Source organism: Pyxidicoccus sp. M6 (assembly GCF_055568925.1).
In genome coordinates this window covers 6,558,462-6,582,035 of sequence record NZ_CM145714.1, presented here as the reverse complement: position 1 = coordinate 6,582,035, position 23,574 = coordinate 6,558,462, and the positions used below count along the sequence as shown (strand labels likewise).

Below are 23,574 nucleotides of genomic sequence, written 5' to 3'. Positions count from 1 at the left end.
GGCATCGGTGCCAGTGAATGCTGGCCCGGAGGTAACGCCTCTGCGACGCTCGCGCGCGGAGGCCTCTTCGCGATGAGCTCGATTGCGCCACACCTCTCCTTCTACGAACGCGTCCCGCATCGTGGCGGCCCCCACTGGGTGGGCTTCGCGAAGCGGCTCCAGTTCGTCGTCTACGGGAACACGAGGCTCGCCGGTGAGCCGCTGCTCCCCGACCCGTTGGAGTTCCCGCTCCTGCAGTCGTACACGACGCACCAGTATTTTCGTGGCTACCCGGTGGAGGGCGGCTTCACGCCATCGTTCGCGGCCTGGCTGGAGCACCTGCGGGCCCGGGGCGCGACACGGCTGCGGGCCTTCGTCCCCTTCGACGCCCGCGCCTGGCACCGGGACGCCGGTGCACCGGACCCACTGCCTGACGTGGTGGTGGAGTTCACGGACCACGTCGAGGGCTATTCCCACTCACTGGGCGTCAGCCGCGAGGAGTCGAAGGCCTACTACGAGCAGCATCGGGCGGATGTGTGGCGGCACTGCTTCGTGCCCCACTCCATCACCGACCTGCCCGATGCGCCCACGCTCGACGCGGCGGAAGCGGAGCTCCGCGAGGCCACGGCCGACTTCGCACGCTACTTCCGGACAGAAGTCCCGGAGGCAGACCGCGAGTTCCTCTGGTCGCTTTCGAGGTCGGAGGACGTGCTGAACGTGCTGGCGCTCGATGAGCCCGCGCTGCGCGCGGACGTGTCGCGGGGCGAGGAGCGCTTCCTGTCCGACAGGCTGGCGGACAAGCACGCCTCGGACGCGACGCTGCGGGCCGAGGAGGAAGCGCGGGAGCGGAAGCGCCGGAAGGCGGATGAGAAGCGCGCGAAGAAGGGGAAGAAGCCTGCTCCCCGCACGCAGGAGCCAAGGAGATGGGAAGAGCGCGACGAGGACGCCCTGCTCCGCTATCGCCATGCCTTCCTGGACTCGAACGCGGCCGAGCCGATGTTACGGGCGGGTTGGCCCTGGCGGGCCGTGCGGCTGCTGCTCGCCGCCTCGAGGGCGCACCCGTTCGGCGCGGCCATCCAGCTCGAGGAGCGCGACCTGCCCGCGTTCGTGGAGACACAGGCATATGGCCGCATCGGAGAGCGCTACGCGCGCGCGGCCGTCTCGGCGCTCAACGCCGTCCTCGACGCTGTGCCCATGCGGCCGGTGTCTCCTCCGCTCGCGCCGCGCACCTTGAGAATGGATGACCCGGTGGAGCTGTACGCGGCGGTCCGGCTCGCCGCGACCCTCCATGAGCGCGAGTGGGTCCTGCAATGCATCCGCGACGCGCCGTATCCCCCGAATCAGAAGCAGCAGCTCCTGGAATCGCTCGAGTCCCTCTTCCCGGACCTGGATGACATCCTGGGCGTCCTCGATGAATGAACGGCGCGGCGTGTTTCCCGAGCTCTCCGAACAGACGAGCATGGGGAATGAACGGGATGGTTCGCCGCCGCCCACCGCCATGCCATCATCCGGGGCTCATGTCCCTCCTGGATGCGCTGCGCGCCCGGCTTCATGACTCGGGCCTGAACCTGCTCGGCGTGGCGGACCTCGCCGAATATGACTCCCGGGTAGGACCGGCCCGCCAATCCCAGGCACTGATGCCGGGAGCCCGCTCCATCATCGTGGTCGGCAACGGGGGCGCGGCCCTGTGGCGGGCCTTCCTGGCGGACCTCGCGAAGGACACCCGCCGACTCACGCACGAGCCCCACCCACTGGAGGCCTTCGTGCATCGAGAGGTGCAGCGGGCGGACGTGGCCCTGGGAGACCTGGCGCGCCGGTGGTACTTCGCGGCGTCCGATGCGCCCTTCCAGGTGGACTTCCGGCTCCTCGGGTACCTCGCCGGGTTGGGGACCGACAGCCGGCTCCGGTTGCTGATGCATCCGGAGCACGGAACCTGGGTGGGCCTGCGAGCCGCCTGTTTCGTGGACGCGGTGCTGCCCGCCAGCGCTCCGGGGGGGCCGGACCTCTGCTCCGGCTGCCCGGCGCCGTGCGTCTCCGCCTGTCCCGGACAGGCCTTCCCCGGGGACACCTGGGACGTGGACCGGTGCAGCGCCTTCCACGCCGAATCCGCGCGGTGCGACACCACCTGTCATGCCCGGTGGGCGTGCCCCCAGGGCGCCGCGTCGAGGTACCCGGTCGAGGCGCTCGCCTACCACTCCAACACCTTCCTCGGCCGGCGCTGGTTGAGGGAGCACCTCGGGGTGCCCGAGTCCGAGGACCGCTACCCGGGCACCCCTCCGCTGTGGGGGAGCTGGCGCTCCCGCATCGACGTCAAGGGGTGAGCACGACGTAGTCGAGCAGCGCCAGCGCGGCGTCGTCGGCCAGCAGCGGGTTGATGGACGGGCTCACCTCACCCAGGTTTCGCGGAACGAGCGTCCAGCCGTTCCACGGGTACACCTGGCTGATGTGGGCGTAGTACGGGTCGGCCCGCACGCGCGCATGGAGCAGCCGCTCGAAGTCCAGTCCGAGCCCGGCCTCGAGCCAGGAGGGGGTTCGCTGCGCGAGGTCCACCTCCGGGGCGGACACCCACTCGAGCACGAGGCCCGGCACGGTGCGCACCTCCGCGCCGCTCCAGTCCACGTAGGTGCCGGTGTTCGGCTCATACGTCTCGGGAACCAGGCCCCACCAGCTTCCTCCGTGGATGCGCACGAGCCCGCCGCGCAGGTCCTGGACGCGCACGATGTCCGCGTCGCGCAGGGACACGGCCATCTTGTCGGAGAGCCAGCCGACGAGCAGCGTGGCGGCGAGGGTGTAGCGGGCACTTCCGGTGGCCCGGCCCAGCTCCAGCAGGCCGGCGACGTTGTAGGTGGCGAACCAGGGTGACTGGAGACTTCCCGAGCCCCACGGGCTGGCGACGCCTCCCAGCGCATGCAGGTCATCCGCGAAGCGGTGGTCCCCCCAGGAGAACCACGCGGGCGTCGTCACGCGGGCCAGCAGCGCGTCCGCCGCGGCGATGGCCGCGCCCTGCTCGCCCGCCGCGAGCAGGAGTTGGAGCTCGGCACCGGTGGAGACCGGGTCCACTCCCGCAGGGGACTGCTGCCGCAGCCACGTGGCCGCGCGCAGGGCCCCTGCCCTGAAGTCGGAGGCCCCGGGCAGCGACTCCAGCGTGGACAGCTTCAGCAGCGTCAGCCCGATGATGCCGGTGGTCATCCGGTTCGGGAACCCGTTGGCCGGCGCGACGCCGTAGGCCCAGCTCCCCTCCGGCTCACCCGTGGCGGTGCGCCGCTCCAGCCGCAGCAGGAAGCGTCCCGCGCGCTCGATGGCGGGCAGGACCTGCGTGTCTCCCGTCAGCTGCGCGTAGGTGGAGAGGACCTCGGCGAGCGCGGCGAAGTTGAAGCCGGCGTGACCGTTCCACCGCCAGGTCAGCACGTCATCGGCGGTGCCGAGCACACCATCCGTCCCACCCGCCAGCGTGGCGGAGTTGGCGAAGGCTCCCGTCGCGTCCAGCGTGACGTCCTGCTGCGGGTCCGGGAAGTAGGACGCCTGGAAGGTCTGCACCGCGCCCAATCCCAGGGCCGTGCTGGGGAGCTGCTTGTCGAGAATCTGCCGCAGGAAGGCGTGCCGGAAGCGCTGGAGGAACGAAGCCCTGCCAGTCGCCTGGTAGGCCTTGAGCAGCGCCAGGGCCTTGTAGGCGGTGGGGTCCGCGAGCTGGAGCGAGATATAGCCCTGGCGGGTGAGCAATCCCGCGTTGGAGGGGTCCTGCGGGTCGTCGTAGTTGAGGTAGTTCGAGGACCAGTTGTCCCGGTGGATGTCGAAGCTCATCCCCTCCACCCGGGCGCAGTCAGGGCCCGGGTAGAAGAAGGGCGACGGGTCCTCTTCCTCGCAGGTGACGACGAATTGCTGGCCATACTCCACCGCCGCCAGCCCCAGCGCCCGCACCACGGCGGGGGGCCTGGCCTCGCCGGACGTTTCTACGGAGGTCTGCGCCGCGGCGGGAGCCGTCGCGAGCAACAGCGCCATCGCCCAGCCCGTGCCCCGGCGCCACCGCGAGACCGCGCCCACCTCATGCCTCATGAGTAGATGCAATTGTGTGTCTCCTGTAAGGACACACACCGTAGCAGCCGACTCCCACGAGGGAGGACACGACGCTCACCTGGACCAGCGCCGCGCCCACTCCGGTGCCTGCCGTGGCGCGGGATGCAGCTCCGCCAGCGAATGCGACGACACCGGTGCGTATCGCGGGTGGTCGGGGTCGCGAATCTCCAACCGCCCGTCGACCGTCGCCACGAGGAGGCGCCCCTGCGAGTCCCAATCCGCCCACGCGGCGTCCTCGAGAGGCACGACATGCCCCGCCCGCTCCAGCGCGAACGCGGGCGCGCGCCCTTCCACGCGGGGAGCCCGGAGGTCGAGGCCCTGGTCGGTCAGCACGAGCCGGCCGGGGCCTTTCGGGCGTGCCTTCTGGAGGATGGCGCTGCGTTGCTCGTCCCAGGGGCCGCCGCTCTCACGGGCCGGCGAGTCTTCGTGCTCGGTCCATCCCCGTCGTCGCTCGGCGGCGTACTGGATGTTCGGAGTGGCTTCGATTGCGTAGTGGCGCCGGAGCGGCTCCGCGTCTCCCGCGTCGGGCGTGCCGAGCACGAAGGGGCGTTGCCCTGCCCACGTCTCGACGAAGTGGACGCCGCGCGTCCAGGTGCCGCTCTCGGCCCATGCCGCGAGGGCGAACAGCCACGGAAGCCGGCTCACCGTGAAGTAGGCACGGAGGCCGGGCTCGGGCCCGAGGAAGCCGGCCCCGGTCCGCTTCAGGATGAAGGCGAGGAGCAGTGAGCCATCGGGCGAGATGTCACACCGCCGCGGGTAGAGCATCCCCCGCAGCCAGGCCCCCGGCTCATACTCGCCGCTCACCAGGTCCCAGCGACCGACGTGCCAGTACCCGGCGGGCCCGCGGCGGAAGATCGCCGCCACTGGCGCCCGGGTGGCGACCATCGCGTAGAGGCGGGGCGGAATGACGGGCATGGCTCGCGCCTCAGGCCTGCGTGACGGGCGCCGGAGCGTTCTTCTGGAACAGGGCCAGGAGCCCGGCGAGCAGCCCGCACCCGGGCGCGCTCCCGAGCAGGGCCGCTCCACTGATGACCCGGTCGTAGTCCATCCCCGAAGGAGCCCCCGTCGATGAAGGACCGCCAAACATCCATGCCAGGGCCGCCACGCCCACCAGCACCGTGACGCCTCCGGCGATCAGCAGGTACTGCTTCAGGGAGCCGCGTCCCTTCCGCCGCGCATACAGGCAGACGAGAAGTGATGCGACTCCGACCACGCCCCCGCAGACGAGCGTCAGGAGAAAGACACCGACGATGAGCATTCCCATATCGGTCCATCCTAGACGCCCGTCCCACACCTGGCACTCCCTGCCCACCCCGGCGTGCCGCTATCGCCGGCTGGCCAGAGCGCGGACCTTCGAAGACCGCGCGGTCTTCTACGCGGACAACGGTGCACCGGGTGCGACACCGGTCGCTTGATGACGACCTGGGGGGACGGCCATGCTCACGGCGTATGTCGCTCGAGCTTCTGGGAGCCGTGCTGCTCGCCCTGCTGGTGCTGGGGGGCCTGGGGCTGCTCGCGTTCCGCCACCTGCGCTCGCGCCGGGTCCGCCGTGCGGCGCGGGGCCTGCGCTATCCGGTGGTGCTGGCGCATGGGCTGATGGGCTTCGATGAGCTGACAGTGGGCGACCGCCGCCACGAGTACTTCAAGGGCGTACCCGCGCGGCTGCGCCAGCTCGGCTCGGACGTGTACGTGGTGCGCGTGCCTCCGACAGGCTCGGTGAGTCAGCGCGCGGAGGCGCTGGCCCAGGCCGTGCGCAGCCTGGATGCGAAGCGGGTGAACATCATCGCCCACAGCATGGGAGGGCTGGATGCGCGGTATGCCATCTCCCAGCTCGGGCTGGCCTCGCGCGTGGCGTCGCTCACCACGATTGGCACTCCGCACCACGGCACGCCGCTCGCGGACGTGGGCACGCGGCTGCTCGGAGACGCGCTGGGCCTCAAGCGGCTGTGCGAGGCGCTGACGGTGGGGACCGACGCGTTCTACGACCTGACGACGGCGAAGATGGCCGAGTTCAACCGGCTCGTCCCGGACGCGCGCGGCGTGCTGTATGCCAGCTACGTGGGCGCCTTCCAGCAGCGCACCCGGGCGCTCAACCCCGTCCTGCTGCCCACGTATCTGTACCTGTCCCACTGCGTGGGCGCCAACGACGGCGTGGTGCCCGCGGACTCGCAGAAGTGGGGCGAGGTGTTCGGCGTCGTCGAGGCGGACCACTGGGCCCAGATTGGCTGGTCCTCTCGCTTCGACGCCGAGGCCTTCTACGCCTCGCTCTTCCAGGCCCTGCGCGAGCGGGGGCTCTGACTCGACCTCTCCGGCCGAAGCTCGCGCGGGAGGAAGCAGACCCTCGGCCGGTGCGTGCGCGGCTGGCTGCCGCGGTGCGGCCATCGCAGGCGTGGCCGCCAGATTCCTCGCCGGAGGCGGATGGCACGTGCGCGGCATCGTGCGGATACTCCTCTGAGGCCAGGAGGGCAAGACGATGAGGGACAACCCGTTCGACTCCATCCGGGGAGGCGCCGGTTGCTCGCCAGGCTCTGACGCCAGTCGGTCATGAGGGGAGCCGCCACGCTTCTGGCCGCCGTTGCGCTGGCGATGGGGAGCGCGCCTGCCCAAGAGGCGGGTATGGCGGACCCGGACCCGTGCACTGGAGAGCTCATCGAAAGGCGGCCCATCGGCGAGGTGGGCATGCTGGTCGTCTACTACTCCCCCGAGGCCAACGGGACCAACTGTGCCACCGCCATCGCCACCGTGGGGACGGACGAGCCCAAGGTGATGACGGTCCGTCTCGTCAAGTGCGAGCGCCCCAGTGACTCGACATGTGATGAGGACGGCCCAGCGGCGGAGGACAGTGGCCACTTCAAGCTGTACGCCGGCCCGGTGCGCCTGCACGGCACCAACGGGAAGTGCATCTCTGCCTGCGGGGCCATCGAGCACAAAGGGTACATCTACAGGGCCGAAACGAAGCCGATCTCCGGCCACTGCCAGTAGTTCCGGCAGAGGCCGGTTCTACCTGTCCGGTCGCGAAGGGGCTCGTGCCCCACTTGAGCGTGCCCGAGGGGCAATCGTGCGGTCCCCCGGCCTTGCCTCTACCGTAGTGGCTCAGGGGGCCGTGCGGGCTCCTGGAAACAGGCGCACCAGCAAGGCCGCCAGCGCCGAGGTGGTCGCCAGCACCGTCACCGCCACCCAGCCCCACCGGGCCAGCACGAGGCTGCCCGTCACCGCGCCGATGGACATGCCGATGAACATGCAGACGAACAACACCGCGTTGAGCCGGCTGCGCGCGGCGGGGTCGATACCGAAGACAATCGTCTGATGCGCCACGAGTGTGATCTGGGCGCCGAGGTCGAAGCCAATCGCGCTGCCGGCAATCAGCCACAGCCGTGCGCTCGGTTCGAGCCACGGCGACGCGAGCATCGTGGCGAACGAGACAGCGGTCAGTCCGGCGCCCAGGCGAGTCACCACTTCGGGACCGAAGCGATCCGCGACACGGCCGGCCACTGGCGCGCCCAACGCCCCGGCCGCACCGGCCAGACCGAAGGCACCTGCCGCCGCGCTGCCCAGGTGAAACGGTGCGCCATGCAGCATCACGGCGAGGGTGGACCAGAACGCGCTGAAGCCCACCGAGAGCAACCCCTGCGCCAGCGCGGCCCGGCGTAGGGCGCCATACCTGCTCCACAGGCTGGCGAGCGAGCCGAGCAGCGCGCCGTACGAGAGCGTGTTCGTCGGACGGAAGCGCGGCAGGCCGCGCCACGCCGCCACGCCGATGAGGGCCACGCTGCCGGCGGCAATCACGTACATGGCGCGCCAGCCGAAGTGCTCGGCGACCACACCGCTGATGACACGGGACAACAGGATGCCGAGCAGCAGGCCGGTCATCACCGTGCCCACCACCTTGCCGCGCTCGCGCTCGGGGGCCAGCGTCGCCGCGGCCGGCACGATGTCCTGCGCCATCGTCGCCGTCAGGCCGACGGCGAAGCTCACCACCAGCAGCAGTCCGATGCCCGGAGCGATTCCTCCCAGCAGCAGCACTACGCTCAGCAGCGCGGCCTTGATGAGGATGATGCGGCGCCGGTCGAAGCGGTCACCGAGCGGCGTCAGCAGCAGGATGCCCAGCGCGTAGCCCAATTGGGTGAGCGTGGGCACGAGGCCCACCGCGGTATCCGAGGCGCCAATGCCAGCCCCCATCACTCCCAACATCGGCTGGCTGTAATAAATCGACGCCACCGACAACCCGGCGCCCGCGGCCAGCAGCAGGCGCAGGCCGCCCGACAAGGGCGCGCTGGCCCCGTGACTGGCAATCGTGGGCTGGGACGGACTGGCCGTTGCGGTTCCATGTACGGCACGAATGAAGGACATGACGTTCACCTCGGCGCTGCGAGACGAGGTGACAGTGCGCCAGAGGGGAAGGACCCGGTAGTAGCGTGGTCCGCACAGCGGATATACGCTCCGCGTATAAAGCAGCTCGAAGCGCGCCCCCATGCCCAACCCTTCCAAGCCGGCCCGGCCGCGTGGTTCCCAGAAGCGGCTCCCCTCCCCCACCCCGCCAGCCACCGCCGACCGGATCGAGCTGATGCAGACCTTCGTCCGCATCGTCGACGCCGGAAGCCTGTCCTCTGCCGCCGCGCAACTGGGCACCACGCAGCCGACGGTGAGCCGACGGCTCCAGGCGCTGGAGCGCTCGCTGGGGCTGCGGCTGCTTCAGCGCTCCACCCATGCGATGAAGCTCACCGAGGACGGTGCGCGCTGCTACGAGCGCGCGAAGGAGTTGCTGGCCAACTGGGAGATGTTCGAGGCCGACCTGCGCGGCGCGAGCGCCGAACCGGAGGGCACGCTGCGCGTCGTGGTGCCGCATGCGTTCGGGCAACAGCTACTGGTGGAGCCGCTGACGGAGTACCTGAATCGTCATGCGCGGGTTTCAGTCGAATGGCTGCTGCACGACCGGGCGGTGGACTTCATCGCGACCGGTATCGATTGCGCCATCCACGTCGGCGAGGTGAATGACCCCAGCGTCGTGGCCATCCGCGTGGCCGAGGTGCCGCGCATCGTCGCGGCCGCGCCGTCAGTGCTGGCGGGCCTGCCCGTGCCGACCCATCCCGACGAGCTCGCGCGGCTGCCGTGGCTGTCGCTGCGCACGTTCTATCGCAACGAGATATCGCTGACCCACGTGACCACCGGCGAGGTCCGGCCCATCACCTTCCATCCGCGCCTGAGCACGGACAGCCTCTACGCCATCCGGAGCGCGGCGGTGAAGGGCCTCGGCGTCTGCGTAGGCTCGGCCTGGGTGCTGCACGAGGACATCGTGCGTGGCCGGCTCGTGCACCTGGTGCCGCGCTGGCGAGCCGCGCCCCTGCCGATGTATCTGGTCTATCCGGCCGCGCGGTTCCATCCAGCGAGGCTGCGCAGGTTCGTGGAGCTGATGCGGGAGAAGATTCCGGCAGCCGTGGCGGTGGCGACGCGTTGACGTCGCGCGTCCAGAACAGCTCGCGGTTCTCGGAGACGCTGAGCTCATTGCGCTGGGACAGTTCACCTCGGACGACGGCGGTGTAGAACACCGGGCAGCGCGCCATCTGGCCCGGAGTGGTGTCCTCGGGAAGAGCGCCGTTTCCCCCGCCGTGTTTCGCACACAGGAGTGAAGTCCATGCCCGCCACCGTCATCCCCGCCATCGACACCGAGCGCCTCACGCTGCGCGGCCATCGGCTCGAGGACTTCGAGGAGTCCTTCGCGATGTGGGGCAACCCGGAGGTCACCCGCTACATCGGCGGCAAGCCGTCCACGCGCGAGGACTGCTGGGCCCGGCTGCTGCGCTACGTGGGCCACTGGGACGTGATGGGGTACGGGTTCTGGGTGGTGCGCGAGAAGGCCACGGGCCGGTTCATCGGCGAGGTGGGACTCGCGGACTTCCGGAGGGACATCCAGCCGTCGCTCGGCGGCGCGAAGGAAGCCGGCTGGGCGCTCGTTCCGGAGGCCCAAGGCAAGGGGTACGCCACGGAGGCGGTGCGGGCGATGCTGAAGTGGGCCGTGGGACAGTTCGGCCCGGAGCGCGTGGTGTGCCTCATCGACCTGGAGAACGCGGCGTCCATCAAGGTCGCGAGCAAGTGCGGCTTCCACGAGTTCGCGGTCGGAAAGTACAAGGGTGAGCCGACGCGCATCTTCGAGCGCCTCCCCGATATTCGCTGAAGCAACCCGACATGCCACTGCCCCACAGGTGGCACGCGATTGGACGTGGGGACCGGGGTTTCAACAGCCCGAGGCCTCCCCGCCCATCGCAGGAGAGGCAGATGAGGCTGGCCGCGTCCTGGGGCTCGCTCGTTCAGACCTGGGCCTGGCCGCCATCGGCGAAGAGCTCGGCGCCGTTGACGAAGCTCGAGTCGTCGGAGGCCAGGAACACCGCCGCCTTGGCGATTTCGTCGGCCTCCCCCACCCGGCCCATCGGAATCCTCGAGGCGAGCATGTCGAGCAGCCCCTGCTGCTTCGCGGCGTCGGGCCCGGCGAGGTCGACCAGGCCCGGCGTGCGAGTGGCACCAGGGCTCAGCACGTTGATGCGGATGCTCCGGCCCTTGAGGTCCAGAATCCAGTTGCGCGCGAAGCTGCGGACCGCGGCCTTGGTCGCGGCGTAGACACTGAATGCCGGGGTTCCCTCGGTGCCCGCCGTCGAGCCGGTCAGGATGACCGATGCGCCCTCGGCCAGCAGCGGCAGCGCCTTCTGGACCGTGAAGAGCACGCCCTTCACGTTGCGGCCGAACGTGTCGTCGAACTGCTCCTCGGTGATGGCGCCGAGCGGCAGCATCGAGCCGCCGCCCGCGTTGGCGAAGAGCACGTCGATGCGCCCCTTCTCCTCGCGCACGCGAGCGAACAGCCGGTCGAGGTCGGTGAGGCTCGATGCGTCGGCGCGCACGCCGGTGGCGCTGCCGCCGAGCACCGCGACCGCCGCGTCGAGCTCCGCCTGGCGCCGGCCGGTGACGTAGACGTGCGCGCCCTCGGCCACGAACCGCCGGGCGGCCGCGAGGCCGATTCCGCTGGTGGCACCGGTGATGACGGCCACTTTTCCTTCGAGCTTGCGGGACATGATGGTCCTCCTGGGAGGCGAGCCATGCGTCGAGGCGCATCGGCGGTCTCCGTTGGTGTGAGCCACATGTAGCGGGACGCGCGTGGCGCCGAAACCGCAAGGATTGCAAACCATCGTTGCAGGAATGGAGGGACAGTGAAGGCCGTGTCACCGCGGCCAGCGCCACGTGGGCTTGGAGAGGTGCTCCGCGAAGAAGGCAGAGAGCACCTCGACCTTGGCGGGGCGGACACCCGTGGCGGGCGTGACGAAGTAGAGGCCGCCGGCTGGCAGGGGCCAGTCCTTCAGGAGCACCTCCATCCTTCCGTCGCGGAGGTACTCGCTCGCGATGAACTCGGGCAGCTCGGCGATGGCGAGCCCCGCGAGCACGGTGGGCACCAGGGCATCCGCATTGGTGGCGCGCAGCCGGCCGGTGGGCGTGACGCTCTCCTCCTGGCCCGCGGCGTTGACGAACCGCCAGGCGTCGCTCCGCGCACGGTAGGCGTAGCCAAGGCAGTCCCGGCCCATCAGGTCGCGAGGGTGCTTCGGCCGGCCGTGCCGCTCCAGGTAGCGCGGCGCCGCGACGATGAAGCGTGAGACAGGACAGAGCCGCCGCGCGACCAGCGACGGGTCCAGCTGCGCCGAGATTCGCAGTGCCGCGTCGAAGCCCTGCCCCACGAGGTCCACGGCCTCGTCCGAGAGGTGAAGATCCACCGAGACCTCGGGATAGGCGCGGAAGAACTTCGGCATCAGCGGCGCCACCCAGCGCAGGCCGAAGGACATGGGCACCGCCAGGCGGATGAGCCCCCGCGGCTGGGCGGACTGTTCCCGCGCCGCGTGCTCCATGGCCTCGGCGTCGCGATAGAGGCGGCTGGCGCTCTCCGCCAATGTCCGCCCGAACGGCGTCAGCGCCAGTCGCCGCGAAGTGCGGTTGAAGAGCCGTGCGCCGAGCCGCTCCTCCAGCCGGCTGACGCCACGCGATACGGTCGCCACGGACAGCCCCATGGCTCGCGCGGCCCCCGCGTACGAACGCTCCTCGGCCACCTTGGCGAACATCGCCAGCCCCTCGAAATCCGGCAGTTTCGACATGGGAATCCTGCAACGACAGAGGTCCGGTAACTGGATTGCATCCGAAATTACTTACCGACGACGACTCGGACGCGAGCGCCCGGCGCGAGGTTCGCCGGGTGTCCTTCGCTTCTTCGAGGCGTGCCGTTCAGTCGAAGGAGCGCGCCGCGCGCCAGTCGCGGTCCACCAACCTGTTGCGCGCGCCGCGAAACTTCTGCGTGGTGACATAGTCCTGCTGGACCGACAGCGTGTCGCCGTCCCACTTCCACTCGATGCTGTGGTTAGCGGATGAGCTTCCAATGGCCGTCCACTTCCGCCAGGAGCACCCGCCGGCCGAACGTGCCGCGCGTGATGCCGGTGAACTCGTACCCCTCACACCCACTGAGCTCGATGAAGGACTCGGTCCGGCCTGGCTCGACGAAGGAGCCCTCGGCCACCGCTCCGAGCGACGGCGCGCTCGCGTCGTTTCCGATGAAGGTGAGTGGACAGCGCGGACAGCTCAGCCACTCTCGCCCCGACTCCTCTTCGCGACCTCCGCGTCTCCCTTCGCGGCGAGCCTCCGCGCCTCGGCGTCGCACGCCTTGGCATCCCCCAGCTCGCACGCGGCGGAGCAGTCCCCCAGCTCGCAGGCTCGCTTCACGAGCACCGCCGGCTTCACGCCCTTGAACCAGCCCCGTCGCCCCAGTCGCACCAGCGTCAGACAGGCCACGGACTCACCGCCCTCGCAGGCCTTCTCCTCGAACGCCTGGGCCTGCTTGAAGTCGCGCTTCTCCTGATTCAGATAGGACTGCGCGACGAAGTGGCACGTCCGCGCCGCTCCCTTGTCGCAGCCCGCGCGGCAGGCGTCCGAATCAAGGCCCTTCGTCTTCGAGCACACGACCTCGCACCCGCGGGATTCCCCGGCACCACACGCGCTCCGGAGCGCCGCGAACGCGTTGGCGTACTCCTCTTTGTCCGCCATGGGGGCGTCGACGATTTTCTCCTGCAGTGAGTCGATGAAGCGCGAGGCCCAGTCCACGCATGAGCCCTGGCGGCCGAGCTGGCACGCCTTCTTCTCGAGCTCCTGCGTGCGCTTCACCTCCGCGGGCGTCCGCGCGAGGACGGCGGCCGCCGCCGCGCATGCGTCCGCCAATTGGCCATCGCACGCGCGCAGCCACGGCTTCAGCGCCTCGGCCTCGTTCTTCGCCGTCCCGAGTCCCTCGGCGAGAAGCTGTCCCTGGCGCAGGCAGCTCGTGAGGACGCCCTTGTCACAGGCTCGCGTGTAGAGCCTCAGCGCATCCGCGGGCCTCTGCTCGGCCTCCGCCCGCCGGGCCTTCGTCTCCAGCGTGGGGCCACTGTCGAAGGCCTCGCAGGCCGGCAGAAAGAAGAGAAACACCAGCGCGTACAGCCACGCTCCCCAACCCCCACGAAATCCGAACCGGACACCCATCGGGCCATCTAACGACGCGCTCCGGAGTCACACAAGGCGGGGCGGCTCCACCCCAGGAGCAGGCTATGGCACGAGCACGAGCTTGCCCTTCGCCGCCGAGCGCTCGAGCATCTCGTGGGCGTGACGCGCGTCGGACAGCGGCAGGCGCTCGGCCACGACCGGGTGGATCTCGCCACGACGAAGCCGCTCGAGCAGCACGAGGAGGTCCTCCCGGAACCAATCCTGGTGGCGGATGCGCAGCTTCTGGATCCGGTAGGAGCGCACCCGCCGGCGAGGTGAGACCAGCCCCCAGAGCGCGACGAGCGCGGTCGCCGCGTACCACTCGAACACCGCTCGCCAGTTCTTGCGCCCGTGCGCGAGCGTGGCGTAGCGGCCGAACACGACGAGCCTTCCTCCGGGCCGCAGCGCGCGGAAGGAGCGCAGCGACAACACGCCACCGATTCCGTCGAGCGCGACATCCACCCCCTCGCCGGTCAGCTCGCGCACCCGCGCCAGGAAGTCCTCGTTGCGGTAGTCGATGGCCACCGCGCCCAGCCGCTCGACCGCGGCGCGGTCGCGAGCCGAAGCGGTGCCGTAGAGGCGAAGTCCGGCCAGCGCTCCGAGCTCGAGGAGCGCCGTGCCCACCCTGCCAGCCGCGCCGTGCACGAGCACCGTCTCCCCGCGCTTCACCTTCGCCGTGCGGTGAAGCAGTTGATAGGCAGTCATGTACGGGAAGACGAGGCTCACGACCTCGGCCGGGTCGAGATCCTCGGGCACCTCGACCGCGTACTTCTCCGGCACGCAGACGCGCTCCGCATCGGCGCCCCACACCGTCAGCGCGCCGACCCGGTCCCCCACTCGCAACCTCGAGCAGCCAGGGCCGAGCTCCTCGACGACGCCGACGAGCTCGTAGCCGGGCGTGAACGGCGGCTTCGGCCCGCCGAGATACGTGCCGGCGCGCAGCTGGGCATCGGTGAAAGATACGCCGGCGGCCAGAACCCTGACGCGGACCTCGCCAGTCCCCGGTCGCGGAGCGTCTTCATCAACGACCGTCACGACCTCGGGCCCGCCGAAGTGATCGACGACGACACGCTTCATCGCGACCTTCCTTCCCTCGATGATTGCCGTTCGCCACGACGGTTCCCATGGCCCGGTCACCCCGCCATCGGCCCGGGGTACGGAGCGGCCTTCGGGGTATCGAAAAGGCGGAAGCTGGCGAGGCAGCGCCCGCTACCCAGCAGCCCCGCTATCAATGGCCGGGACGCGCCTGGTCGGCTCCACGAAGTGAGCGAGCGGCTCGGTGCTGAAAGGGCTAGCGAACCCAGTCGGACGCGCCGTCGCCGCAGTGTTTCTGTCCCTCGAGCGTGCCGCATACCCTGTACCGGATTTGCGCCTTGGATTGGACCGGTCCGGACACCGAGAACGTCTTCTCTTTGTCGACGTTATCGACCGTCTCCTTCCAGGTTCCGCTGGTCTCCCCCCGGATGTCCCAATAGACCTCGGCCGACTCAGCGCCCTCCTCCACCGCGAGCGTGAGTGTGTTGGGAAGTCCAGGCAGGCACGGGGTCCTTCCGCTGTTGAACCAGGCCCTGGCGACCGGGCGCTGGTCGCTCTCCCGTATGGCAACATCCTCGCTGGTCGACGCACTGGCAGGTAACACGACGCAGACCATCGATAACAACACCGCGGTGGGCACGGCGAGCCGGACAGCTCTTCGCATCGCTTGACTCCTTTCGAGACGCCCAGGTCATGAACATGCATGGCCATCCTCGGGCTCGCTCGTAATGAAGCAGGCGGGCTGTCAGGCCGGATGCAACCGTCCAGGAGTCAGGCCGGGCACCAGAGCCAGGAGGCGACAGCCCGGCGCCGCGCCCTCCGCACGCCATCGTGGGAGGCGACAGCCCACCGCCAATCACATCCGGCGCGAGGCCGCTCTACCTGGCGCCGGGCTTTGACCCGGGGAACCGGACACCCCATGAAGCGCTTCGCCATCATCGCGGCCCTGTTCGCGGCGTCCATCGCCCAGGCCGGTCAGCCCGGCAACCTCTCCATCTTTTCGGACATCCACTACGGAGGGACGGAGTGGAAGTCGGAGCTCCAGCAATGTGGCTCCCTCGGACGATGCGCGGAGTCCAACGAGAGCATCCCGGCCGAGAGCTACCGGCACCAGGTCTCCATCCGCGCGGCGGAAGACCTGGTGTGCGAGGTGATGGACGAGGACTCCCTCGGCCACTGCGTCGACGACGAGGGGTGGTGGCGCATCGCGACCTGGGGCACCCTCATCTCGGCGAAGTGCTACGCCGCCCAGGACGCGCACTGCGAAGGCCAGGAGCTCGTGACGGACTGCCTCTAACCGGCACGCCGCTCCTGGATGGTTCACCGGGCCCGGTGCTGCGCGATTCCAGACGGTGCCCGGCGCTTCCGGGCTTCTGGCTTGCCAGGGACAAGGTGTCACCCTTTGCCTCCGGCAAAGCAGTCATGCGGAGCCATCTCGATGGCTTCCGTGGGCGAGGCCCCGCGGCCATCTGGAGACGTCCATGACGGTACGCAGCGATGGTGGGGAGCTCCCTCCCGACAAACCCAGGAGGCTCGCCCGCGTCCACATCTATGGCGCGGGAATCGCCGGGTTGACCGCCGCCCACGAGCTGGCTCGCCGGGGCTTCCGGGTACGCGTCATCGAGTGCGCCCGGGAATGCGACGAGATGGGACAGGTCGAGTCGTACGACGAGGCAGGGGACCTCACCCGCCGTGGCATCGCCGTGGGAGGGATGGCCCGCACCCAGTTCGTGCGTGTGGAGAAGGGGGCCCAGGGCAACTTCCAGGAGGGCGGCAGGCTCGCGCTCAGTGACGAGTACCGCTTCTTCTACGCGTTCGCCCCATCCTTCGACCCGGACAAGGCGGAGCCCGGCTCCATCGATGTCAACCGGCTTGCCCCGATCATGGCGAAGTGCCGCTACAGGACTTCGAAGCATGTGGGCGTGCTCCATCTGCGTACGCCCCCGAGCCCCACACGCAGGATGGCACGCAGGAAGAACGCGGACTACCTGCGCAAGTACCTGCTGAACAACGTGAACTGGCCCTTCCCGCCGGAGCGGGTGGTCATCGTCGGTGAGGAGAGAGCCACGCAGCTCGAGAGCGTGCTGGAGGAGCCGCTGCGCAAGCTCGAGGACGAGGAGGGAATATGGTTCGAGTTCCTGCACTTCCTGCCCGGCGAGCACGGCTTCCGCTTCATCCCGTCGTCCTACCGTCACCTCGCCTCCACGATGGTGGAGACGCCCCTCCTGGACGAGGACGACAACCTCACGCCCCGCCGCGTCTTCGACAACCTCGTCCCCTCCAGCTTCTACGGCATCGCCTCACAGGGCCGCCGTATCCGCTTCCTGCGCCGGGCTCCCGCCACCCGTCCGGTGGAGATGCTCCAGGAGCTCTGGGAGCTGGCCGACTCCGGCTACCCGCCCACGGACACCCTCCAGTTCACCCTGCGCATCTGGCGCTACCTGTGCACCAGCTCCGAGCGGAGGAAGGCCGAATACGAGAGCATCTCCTGGTGGGAATACCTGGAGGACCGTGACCCGAAGACGAACACGAGCCGCTACACGTACAGCGAGGCGTTCAAGCGCGACATGAAGTTCGCGCCCCGGGTGCTGGCTGCCTTCGATGGGGAATGGGGGGATGCGCGCACCAATGGCAACACGCTCGCGCAGCTCTACCTCAACAACCTGCTGCCCATGCCGAAGACGGATGGCACCCTCAATGGGCCCACCACCCTGGCCTGGCTCCGCCCATGGCGCCGATACCTGGAGCGATACCTGAGCGTCGAGTTCGTCCTGGGCAAGCTGACCCGGTTCGAGTCCACTGAACGCGGGCTCGTCGCCTGGTGGCGTCCCTCCCTCGAAGAGGCAGAGAAACAGGACACGGAGTGGCACGACCCGGAGTCGTCCGAGGGCGACGTCGAGCTGGTGGACTACTACCTCGTCGCGACCGACGCGGCGGCCGCGGAGGAGGTGACGAAGGGTTTGGAGCCGGCCATCGGCGTCATCGGTGGACTGCGCGGCTTCACCACCCGGATTCCAGCCAACCCGCGCGGGCAGGAGGAGGAGCAGTCGCGAGACCCGCACGTGCTTCCCGGCCACGACCCCTGGGACCGGTTCCAGACGCTCACCGGCATCCAGTTCTACTTTCCCTCCACCGTCCGGCTCGCAGAGGGCTACATCTACTTCCTCGACGCGCCCTGGGGCCTGTCCGCCATCAACAGCCAGCAGTACTGGGCGTCTCCGCCCGCCTACTGGCAGGACGGCTTCGGCGCGGTGCTCAGCGTGGACATCGGCAACTGGTACGTGCGCGAGCCCGGACTGAAGAGCCCCTCGACGTGCTCTCGCGAGGAAATCGCTCACGAGGTGTGGCGGCAGATCAGGAACGCCACCGAGCAGCACAACGCGCCCCTCCCCCAGTCGGTCGACCCTGGATTCAAGTTGCCGGAGCCCGCCTGGTACCACCTGGACCGCTCCATCCGCTTCGAGAAGGACTCGGACGGCAAGGAGCGCGCCGTCGAGAACCGGACGCCCTATCTCATCCCCGTCGTGGGTGATTGGGACCGCAGGCCCGGCGCCGACCCCTGGGACCCGATGGTGCCTTCCTCCGGGTGCGTAGCGCCTTCGGAGAGCCACCCCGACCTGTGGCAGGCGCCGCACGGGGGCTACCAGGTGCACTTCGCCAAGCTCGTCTTCGCCGGCACCTATCTCAAGACCTTCACGCGGATGACCACCATGGAGTCGGCGAACGAGTCCGCTCGCCATGCCGTCAACGCCATCATCGACCACTACCTCACCTTCCGGCATGGCAAGGAGCCCCATGCGCCTCCGCCCCCAGCCAGCGCGAGTCCCCAGCCCACCGTGCCTGAGTACGGCAACGAGGGCTCATTGACGGGCACCCCCGGATTCCGGATGACGCCCATCGGGGAGTACTGCCGCATCTGGGACCCCGAGAAGCACGAGCTGGCCGAGCTGGTGCCCCTGCGCGAGCTGGACGCGAAGCTCCACGCGGCGGGCCTGCCCCATGTCTGGGACGTGCTGCACCTGGAGCCCCTGGCCCTGCCGCTCCTCTCGCAGTTGGGCCCGCTGCGCGGCATGGAGCCCCTGAAGTCCCTCCTGGGAACGGTGCGCGAGCGTGTGGAAGCCCTGCTGAAGGGCCGCATCCCGGGTGTGAGCTGACCGCCGGCAAGGTCGGAGCATGAAGGCCAGTTACCCACAAAAAACGTAAATGTGGGCGAAACTCCGGAAATATCCTCCCGAGAATCAGGCATCACCGTCTTCGGCAATCACGAGGTTCCCCCCATGAGTGACTACCGGATCAAGTCAGGCGACACGCTGAGCGGCATTGCGAAGCGCTACCACACGGATGTGGGCTCGCTGATGAAGGCGAACCCCAACATCAAGAACGCCAACCTCATCTACTCGGGGGCGAAGCTCAACATCCCGGGCAGCAAGGACGAGTTCAAGGCGGAAGGCGCCGGCAGCAAGAAGGGTCCGGACCTGACGGGCGGCACCAAGAAGACCACCGGGACGCAGGCGCCGGGTGACGTGCCCAAGGGCCAGGTCGGTGACTGGATCAAGCAGGCGACGGACATCCTCAAGGCGAATGGCGTCCCGGCGGACAAGATGAATCCGCAGGACATCGCGAAGATCATCCAGCACGAGTCCAGCGGGAACCCGAACGCCATCAACAACTGGGACTCCAACGCGAAGAAGGGCACGCCCTCCATCGGCCTGATGCAGACCATCCAGCCGACGTTCGACGCGCACAAGCTCCCCGGCCACGACAACATCCGCAACCCGGTGGACAACATCATCGCGGGCGTCCGCTACTCCATCGCGCGCTACGGCTCGGTCTCCAACGTCCCCGGCATCAAGGGACTCAACAACGGCAGCGGCTACGTCGGCTACTGACCGGCGGCTCCGCGACTTCGGGGGGACGGGCCACCCTGCCCCGTCCCCCTTTGTATTTCCTGCTCCGCTCGGTGGATGCAGCGAGCGGGGTCAGCGCACCTCGAATTCGTAGATACGCGTCGCCGGGTCACCGTTCTGGGTCGCGGTGGTCACGTTGAGCCGGACGTAGCGCGCCGAGGTGGCGGTGATGGCGTGCGTGGAGGTGCTGGCGGTGTTGTTGGTCACCGTCACCGGGGTGCTCCAGGTGGTGCCGTTGGTGGAGGTCTGGATGGTGAAGGCCCGCGTGTTCCAGCTGGTCGTTTCGCCACCCGCGCCGGCATGCTTGACCACGAAGCTGCGGACCGTCTGGGCCGAGCCGAGGTCGACCTGCAACCAGGACGGAGAGGTCAACGAGCAGAACTTGTCGGTGGTGCCGCCGGAGACGCTGCCGTTGACCGCCTTGGCCGGCGCTTCGTTGGCGTTGCAGGCGCTGGTGCCGGTCGCCGGCTTGTTGAGCGCCAGGTTGATGTTGCCGGTGCCGACCGACACGGCCTGGGTCCTGGTGTTGCTGGCGCCGCCGTTGTCCGTCACCGTCAGGCTGACGTTGTAGTCGCCGGCGCTGGCATAGGTACGGCTGGGGTTGGTCGCCGTCGAGCTGGTGCCGTCACCGAAGTTCCAGCTGCGCGAGGCGATGCTGCCATCGCTGTCGGTGGAGGCGTCGGTGAAGGTCGCGGTCAGGCTGCTCACGCTGACGCTGAAGTTGGCCACCGGCGGGGAGTTGCCGCTGACCGCGGTGTTGATGGCCGCCGCGTACTGCGCGGTCGTGCCCTGTGACCAGCACGCCTGGATGTCGTCGTACAGCCACATGAAGCCGCCGGTGATTCCGGCGCTGCTCTTCCAGTTGGTCATCTTGCTCTGCACCGTGGCCGGACTGTCGCCGCTGGTGCAGCCGCTGCCGTGGCGCGACCACAGGCCCGGGGCCACAGTCATGCCCATCGCGGTGTTCCAGCTCGCCGGATTGTTGCCGGCGCCGCCGTCGTACACCTGCAGGTAGATGCGGTCGACCGCGCTGCCGAGGTTGTCCTTGAGGCTCCTCCAGAAGGTCTGGTTGGTATAGGGCACGAAGGCAATCTTGTAGCCCAGGCCGATCAGCATCTGCCCGAACTGGGTGGTCGAGGCGAGGTCGTAGGCGCTCTCGTCGTCGAAGTTGACCGCGTCGGCGCCGGTGGCGGTCTTCAGCGCCTGGAAGTTGCGGTACAGGATGCTGTTGCTGCCCGTGCCGCAGACGAGGGTGCTGCCGCAGCCGGTCGCGGTGCCATTGACCAGCCTGGCCATGCGCTCGAAATCGGGAACGCTCCAGGCGCCGATGGACACCTCGATGCGGTTGACCGAGGTCGGCGCGGTCTTGAGCGTGGCCAGCCGCGTCGGCCAGGCAGCGTCGCCGATGTAGGCGCCGTTCCTGACCACCGGGATGTCGTTGTAGACGAGGTCGCCGTTGTCCTCGATGTGGAAGCTCCACAGGATGATTGTCGTGAAGCCCGAGCCGCGCAGGTCGTCCATCACCGCGGTGCCGCCGGAATAGAACGGGCCACCACCGTAGACCGCTGAATGAGCGCGAGCCGCCGGCGCGAGCGCGGTCAGGACGAGCGCAGCGAGCGCCGGCCAGGCTCGGCGAGTGAGACGGAGGCAAGACGAGAGTTGCTTCGACCTCGACATGGTGTGACCTCCAGCAATGAGCGTCGTGGATGCGATGACATCAGTGCGCGCCGCACGCGCCGCGGGACTGCCCGCGGCGCGCTGGCGCGCTCCCCGTCGCCAGTCTCGGCGACCGGCTGACATTGCGAGCGCTCAAATCGGAGTGTCAATCTTTGGATTGATTTAAACAGCGGAGGAATGTTTCAGCTCTACCCGCTCGTGCAGGAGATTTCGCCGGAGGCGCGCTCGGTGCAGGTGGCGTTGCGCACCGGAGTCCAGTCCACGCCCGTGAAGACGCTCTCCGCCCACTGGGTGAGCTCCTCCACGAGGGCCGCGTCGACGCCGAAGTACCGGAAGCGCGGAATCATGTACCAGATGTTGTTGATGGCCGGGAACTGGTCGACGAAGGTGTATGGCTGACTCGGGTCGATGGCGTAGGCGGTCCGCCAGGTCTCCGGTGAGTACTCCTTCGTCTTCTTGAGCCAGGTCGACAGCAGCACCTGGAAGATGGCCTTGCGCTGCTCCGGGGAGATGCCCCAGGTCCTCCGGGCCGCGGACCAACCGAAGTGCACGAGGGACGTGATTCTCGCGGGGCCCCGGATGTGCCAGCCTCCGTTGTGACTCAAGGGCAGCGAGTTGTCCGCGACCTGCATCCCCTTGATGAGGAAGAGCACCTGGTTCGACATCGTCGAGGGATTGCCCGCCACGTCATTGCTCAGGTGCAGGATGAAGCCATGGACATAGGGCCAGTCGATGGGGCGCTGCGAGTTCCTCCGGTCCCCGTTGCTGTGGTTGCCATTGTTGAGCACGAGCGCGACGTGGTACCAGGCCGTCGAGAAATACAGGTGCATCAACGTCGAGTTGTTGTTGATGCCCGTGTTCGCGGCGGGGAGCTTCATGGTGTTCGGCGAGACATCGAAGCTGTAGTTGAAGAACCAGGCCCTCGAGTCACGCGCCGTGGGGAAGAGCTGCTGATAGTGCCCGTCGAGCCGGAACTCGTTCATGAGCTCGAACTCCTTGACCAGCTTCCAGAGCCCCGTCGAGTAGATCTTCCGCGAGTAGACCGGGTCGGAGATCTTCACCGTGTCGGGATAGCGAGGGAGGAGGAAATTATACAGCGACAGATTCCACTCCTCCGCGAAGTAGACGAGCTCGCTGCGGTAGGTGGAATAGCCAGACGCGACGACGCGTGCGGCGTGTGCCCTCCCCGTCTTGGTGCCGGTCGGGTCATAGGTGAGCGCCCACGTGCCCTGGCCGTCGTAGCTGCCGCTGACGCGCGAGTTCACGAAGTCATCTCCCCAGGCGTCCTTGGGGTGGATGCTCGGGAGCCAGTGGTTCCAGTCCGGAAGCTGCAGCGTCGTGGGAATCTCCCGAGCGCTCAGGTTCGCCTTGGTGGACACCGCCTCCTCGGTGATGCCCCCGGGGAAGATGTACGGGAGCATGTCCTTGTCCTCGGGGAGGACCCATTCGATGCCCGCGCCGGCCGCCCACCGCTCCACGCCGAGTGAGTCCAGGCCCGGCCCCGGCTGGTACGGTGGATTCCACGGGCGCCCCCAGGGCTTCACGCCGTACAGGGAGCGGATATACGAGGCAATCTTCAGGCCCTGCTCCTCGGTCAGGCCATGGAACTTCGAGCGCTCCACGATGGTGTGGTTCGAGTAGCCGAAGTACTTCAGGTCCATCCCGTTCTGGGTATGACAGTCCATGCAGTGAGCGCGCATCGGCGTGCCATTCTTCGAGGATGGCACCAGGGTCGCGGTCCTCCAGAGGGCTTCACCCTCCGAGATGGACGCCAGGTCCTGGTAGGGCGCTGTCCATGAGTGGGGATCCACGTCGGAGAACGCGCTCTCGGGAATGACCTGCGTGTCATCCGCGCGCAGCAGGTTGAACCGGAGGACGCGGTAGCCGATGGAGCGCTCGTCCGTGTAGTTGAAGCGGAAGTGGAGCGTATTGGTGCCTGACTTCAGGGCGCCTGCCGGAATCGGGAGCCTCATCGAGAGCGTGGCGAAGGCGCCGCCAATGCCGCCGTAGTTCCTGCCCCGGCCCTCGACCGTCACGGTGGAGTTATTGAGGGGAATCCACGTCGCGTCGTCGTTGAAGCGGACGGAGCCCTTGCCCTCGTAGCTGAGATTGTGCGCCTGTATCCACAGGTGGACGGCCTGTGACACGGCGTCCGGCGACAGCGTGAATGACACGCTCCGGGTGTACCCCTCGGGGCCGATGACCTCGATGGGCCGCTCGAGGGTCTGCGCGTGAGCGCGCCCGGGCAGCCACAGGAGCACGCTGGTGAGAATCGAGAAGAGGACTCCGACTCTTTGCATCTCGCACCTCCACATCCGCGCATCGCGGACGGAAATGACAGGTCGTCGGCCCCTGGCCGTGCCCTGTA

General features: G+C 68.7%; 21 protein-coding genes. 9 read left to right on the top strand and 12 right to left on the bottom strand.

From position 1 onward, the window contains the following. The first annotated feature begins 72 nt into the window (after positions 1 to 72). Positions 73 to 1,398 (top strand): hypothetical protein, encoded by a 1,326-nt coding sequence (locus ACVTJA_RS26345; protein WP_465840169.1) that lies wholly within the window; start codon positions 73 to 75, stop codon positions 1,396 to 1,398. Between the two features lie 98 nt (positions 1,399 to 1,496). Further along, positions 1,497 to 2,300 (top strand): 4Fe-4S binding protein, encoded by an 804-nt coding sequence (locus ACVTJA_RS26340; RefSeq protein ID WP_465840167.1) that lies wholly within the window; start codon positions 1,497 to 1,499, stop codon positions 2,298 to 2,300. Here the strand turns inward: ACVTJA_RS26340 and ACVTJA_RS26335 are convergent. From ACVTJA_RS26335 to ACVTJA_RS26325, 3 genes are all read right to left on the bottom strand, one after another. Further along, positions 2,290 to 4,020, bottom strand: coding sequence for a hypothetical protein (locus ACVTJA_RS26335; RefSeq protein WP_465840166.1), 1,731 nt, complete (start codon positions 4,018 to 4,020; stop codon positions 2,290 to 2,292). The two genes, ACVTJA_RS26340 and ACVTJA_RS26335, sit on opposite strands and share 11 nt — an antisense overlap. Positions 4,021 to 4,107: 87 nt before the next feature. Then, positions 4,108 to 4,968, bottom strand: a complete 861-nt coding sequence (locus tag ACVTJA_RS26330) for a hypothetical protein (RefSeq protein WP_465840164.1) — start codon at positions 4,966 to 4,968, stop codon at positions 4,108 to 4,110. A gap of 10 nt (positions 4,969 to 4,978) precedes the next feature. Further along, positions 4,979 to 5,317 carry a hypothetical protein gene (locus ACVTJA_RS26325; protein WP_465840162.1) on the bottom strand — a complete coding sequence of 113 codons (339 nt, stop codon included), beginning with the start codon at positions 5,315 to 5,317 and terminating at the stop codon, positions 4,979 to 4,981. A 185-nt stretch (positions 5,318 to 5,502) separates the two neighbouring features. Between ACVTJA_RS26325 and ACVTJA_RS26320 the strand changes: the two genes are divergently transcribed. Both ACVTJA_RS26320 and ACVTJA_RS26315 read left to right on the top strand, forming a co-directional pair. Next, complete coding sequence (locus tag ACVTJA_RS26320) at positions 5,503 to 6,351, top strand: lipase family alpha/beta hydrolase (protein ID WP_465840160.1); 849 nt, start codon at positions 5,503 to 5,505, stop codon at positions 6,349 to 6,351. A 318-nt stretch (positions 6,352 to 6,669) separates the two neighbouring features. After that, entirely contained in the window at positions 6,670 to 7,035 is a 366-nt protein-coding gene (locus ACVTJA_RS26315; RefSeq protein ID WP_465840159.1) for a hypothetical protein, read from the top strand. Between the two features lie 111 nt (positions 7,036 to 7,146). Here ACVTJA_RS26315 and ACVTJA_RS26310 read toward each other — a convergent pair whose 3' ends face one another. After that, a complete protein-coding gene (locus ACVTJA_RS26310) occupies positions 7,147 to 8,403 on the bottom strand; it encodes an MFS transporter (RefSeq protein WP_465840157.1) in 1,257 nt (418 codons plus the stop codon). Between the two features lie 214 nt (positions 8,404 to 8,617). On the opposite strand from ACVTJA_RS26310, the gene ACVTJA_RS26305 reads away from it, so the two are divergent. Both ACVTJA_RS26305 and ACVTJA_RS26300 read left to right on the top strand, forming a co-directional pair. Continuing rightward, entirely contained in the window at positions 8,618 to 9,508 is an 891-nt protein-coding gene (locus tag ACVTJA_RS26305; protein ID WP_465840155.1) for a LysR family transcriptional regulator, read from the top strand. 177 nt (positions 9,509 to 9,685) lie between these two features. Continuing rightward, a complete protein-coding gene (locus tag ACVTJA_RS26300; RefSeq protein ID WP_465840154.1) occupies positions 9,686 to 10,225 on the top strand; it encodes a GNAT family N-acetyltransferase in 540 nt (179 codons plus the stop codon). A gap of 133 nt (positions 10,226 to 10,358) precedes the next feature. On the opposite strand, the gene ACVTJA_RS26295 is transcribed toward ACVTJA_RS26300, so the two are convergent. From ACVTJA_RS26295 to ACVTJA_RS26270, 6 genes are all read right to left on the bottom strand, one after another. After that, on the bottom strand, positions 10,359 to 11,114 hold the full coding sequence (locus tag ACVTJA_RS26295) for an SDR family oxidoreductase (RefSeq protein WP_465840152.1): 756 nt from the start codon (positions 11,112 to 11,114) through the stop codon (positions 10,359 to 10,361). 147 nt (positions 11,115 to 11,261) lie between these two features. Next, positions 11,262 to 12,179 (bottom strand): LysR family transcriptional regulator, encoded by a 918-nt coding sequence (locus tag ACVTJA_RS26290; protein WP_465840151.1) that lies wholly within the window; start codon positions 12,177 to 12,179, stop codon positions 11,262 to 11,264. Positions 12,180 to 12,439: 260 nt separating this feature from the next. After that, entirely contained in the window at positions 12,440 to 12,595 is a 156-nt protein-coding gene (locus ACVTJA_RS26285) for a hypothetical protein (RefSeq protein WP_465840149.1), read from the bottom strand. Positions 12,596 to 12,657: 62 nt separating this feature from the next. Then, positions 12,658 to 13,533: a hypothetical protein gene (locus tag ACVTJA_RS26280; RefSeq protein ID WP_465840148.1), complete on the bottom strand. Its 876-nt coding sequence runs from the start codon at positions 13,531 to 13,533 to the stop codon at positions 12,658 to 12,660. Between the two features lie 117 nt (positions 13,534 to 13,650). Beyond that, positions 13,651 to 14,664, bottom strand: a complete 1,014-nt coding sequence (locus ACVTJA_RS26275) for a medium chain dehydrogenase/reductase family protein (RefSeq protein WP_465840146.1) — start codon at positions 14,662 to 14,664, stop codon at positions 13,651 to 13,653. Between the two features lie 214 nt (positions 14,665 to 14,878). Beyond that, positions 14,879 to 15,286, bottom strand: coding sequence for a hypothetical protein (locus tag ACVTJA_RS26270; RefSeq protein WP_465840144.1), 408 nt, complete (start codon positions 15,284 to 15,286; stop codon positions 14,879 to 14,881). A gap of 255 nt (positions 15,287 to 15,541) precedes the next feature. Between ACVTJA_RS26270 and ACVTJA_RS26265 the strand changes: the two genes are divergently transcribed. The 3 genes from ACVTJA_RS26265 to ACVTJA_RS26255 all read left to right on the top strand — a co-directional run bounded on the left by ACVTJA_RS26265 (position 15,542) and on the right by ACVTJA_RS26255 (position 19,511). Then, a complete protein-coding gene (locus ACVTJA_RS26265) occupies positions 15,542 to 15,919 on the top strand; it encodes a hypothetical protein (protein WP_465840142.1) in 378 nt (125 codons plus the stop codon). Between the two features lie 184 nt (positions 15,920 to 16,103). Beyond that, positions 16,104 to 18,776, top strand: coding sequence for an NAD(P)-binding protein (locus ACVTJA_RS26260; RefSeq protein ID WP_465840141.1), 2,673 nt, complete (start codon positions 16,104 to 16,106; stop codon positions 18,774 to 18,776). 123 nt (positions 18,777 to 18,899) lie between these two features. Then, positions 18,900 to 19,511 (top strand): LysM peptidoglycan-binding domain-containing protein, encoded by a 612-nt coding sequence (locus ACVTJA_RS26255; protein WP_465840139.1) that lies wholly within the window; start codon positions 18,900 to 18,902, stop codon positions 19,509 to 19,511. A gap of 90 nt (positions 19,512 to 19,601) precedes the next feature. On the opposite strand, the gene ACVTJA_RS26250 is transcribed toward ACVTJA_RS26255, so the two are convergent. Then, positions 19,602 to 21,206, bottom strand: coding sequence for a galactose-binding domain-containing protein (locus tag ACVTJA_RS26250; RefSeq protein WP_465840136.1), 1,605 nt, complete (start codon positions 21,204 to 21,206; stop codon positions 19,602 to 19,604). A 188-nt stretch (positions 21,207 to 21,394) separates the two neighbouring features. Next, positions 21,395 to 23,506 (bottom strand): hypothetical protein, encoded by a 2,112-nt coding sequence (locus ACVTJA_RS26245; protein ID WP_465840132.1) that lies wholly within the window; start codon positions 23,504 to 23,506, stop codon positions 21,395 to 21,397. Positions 23,507 to 23,574 lie beyond the last annotated feature (68 nt).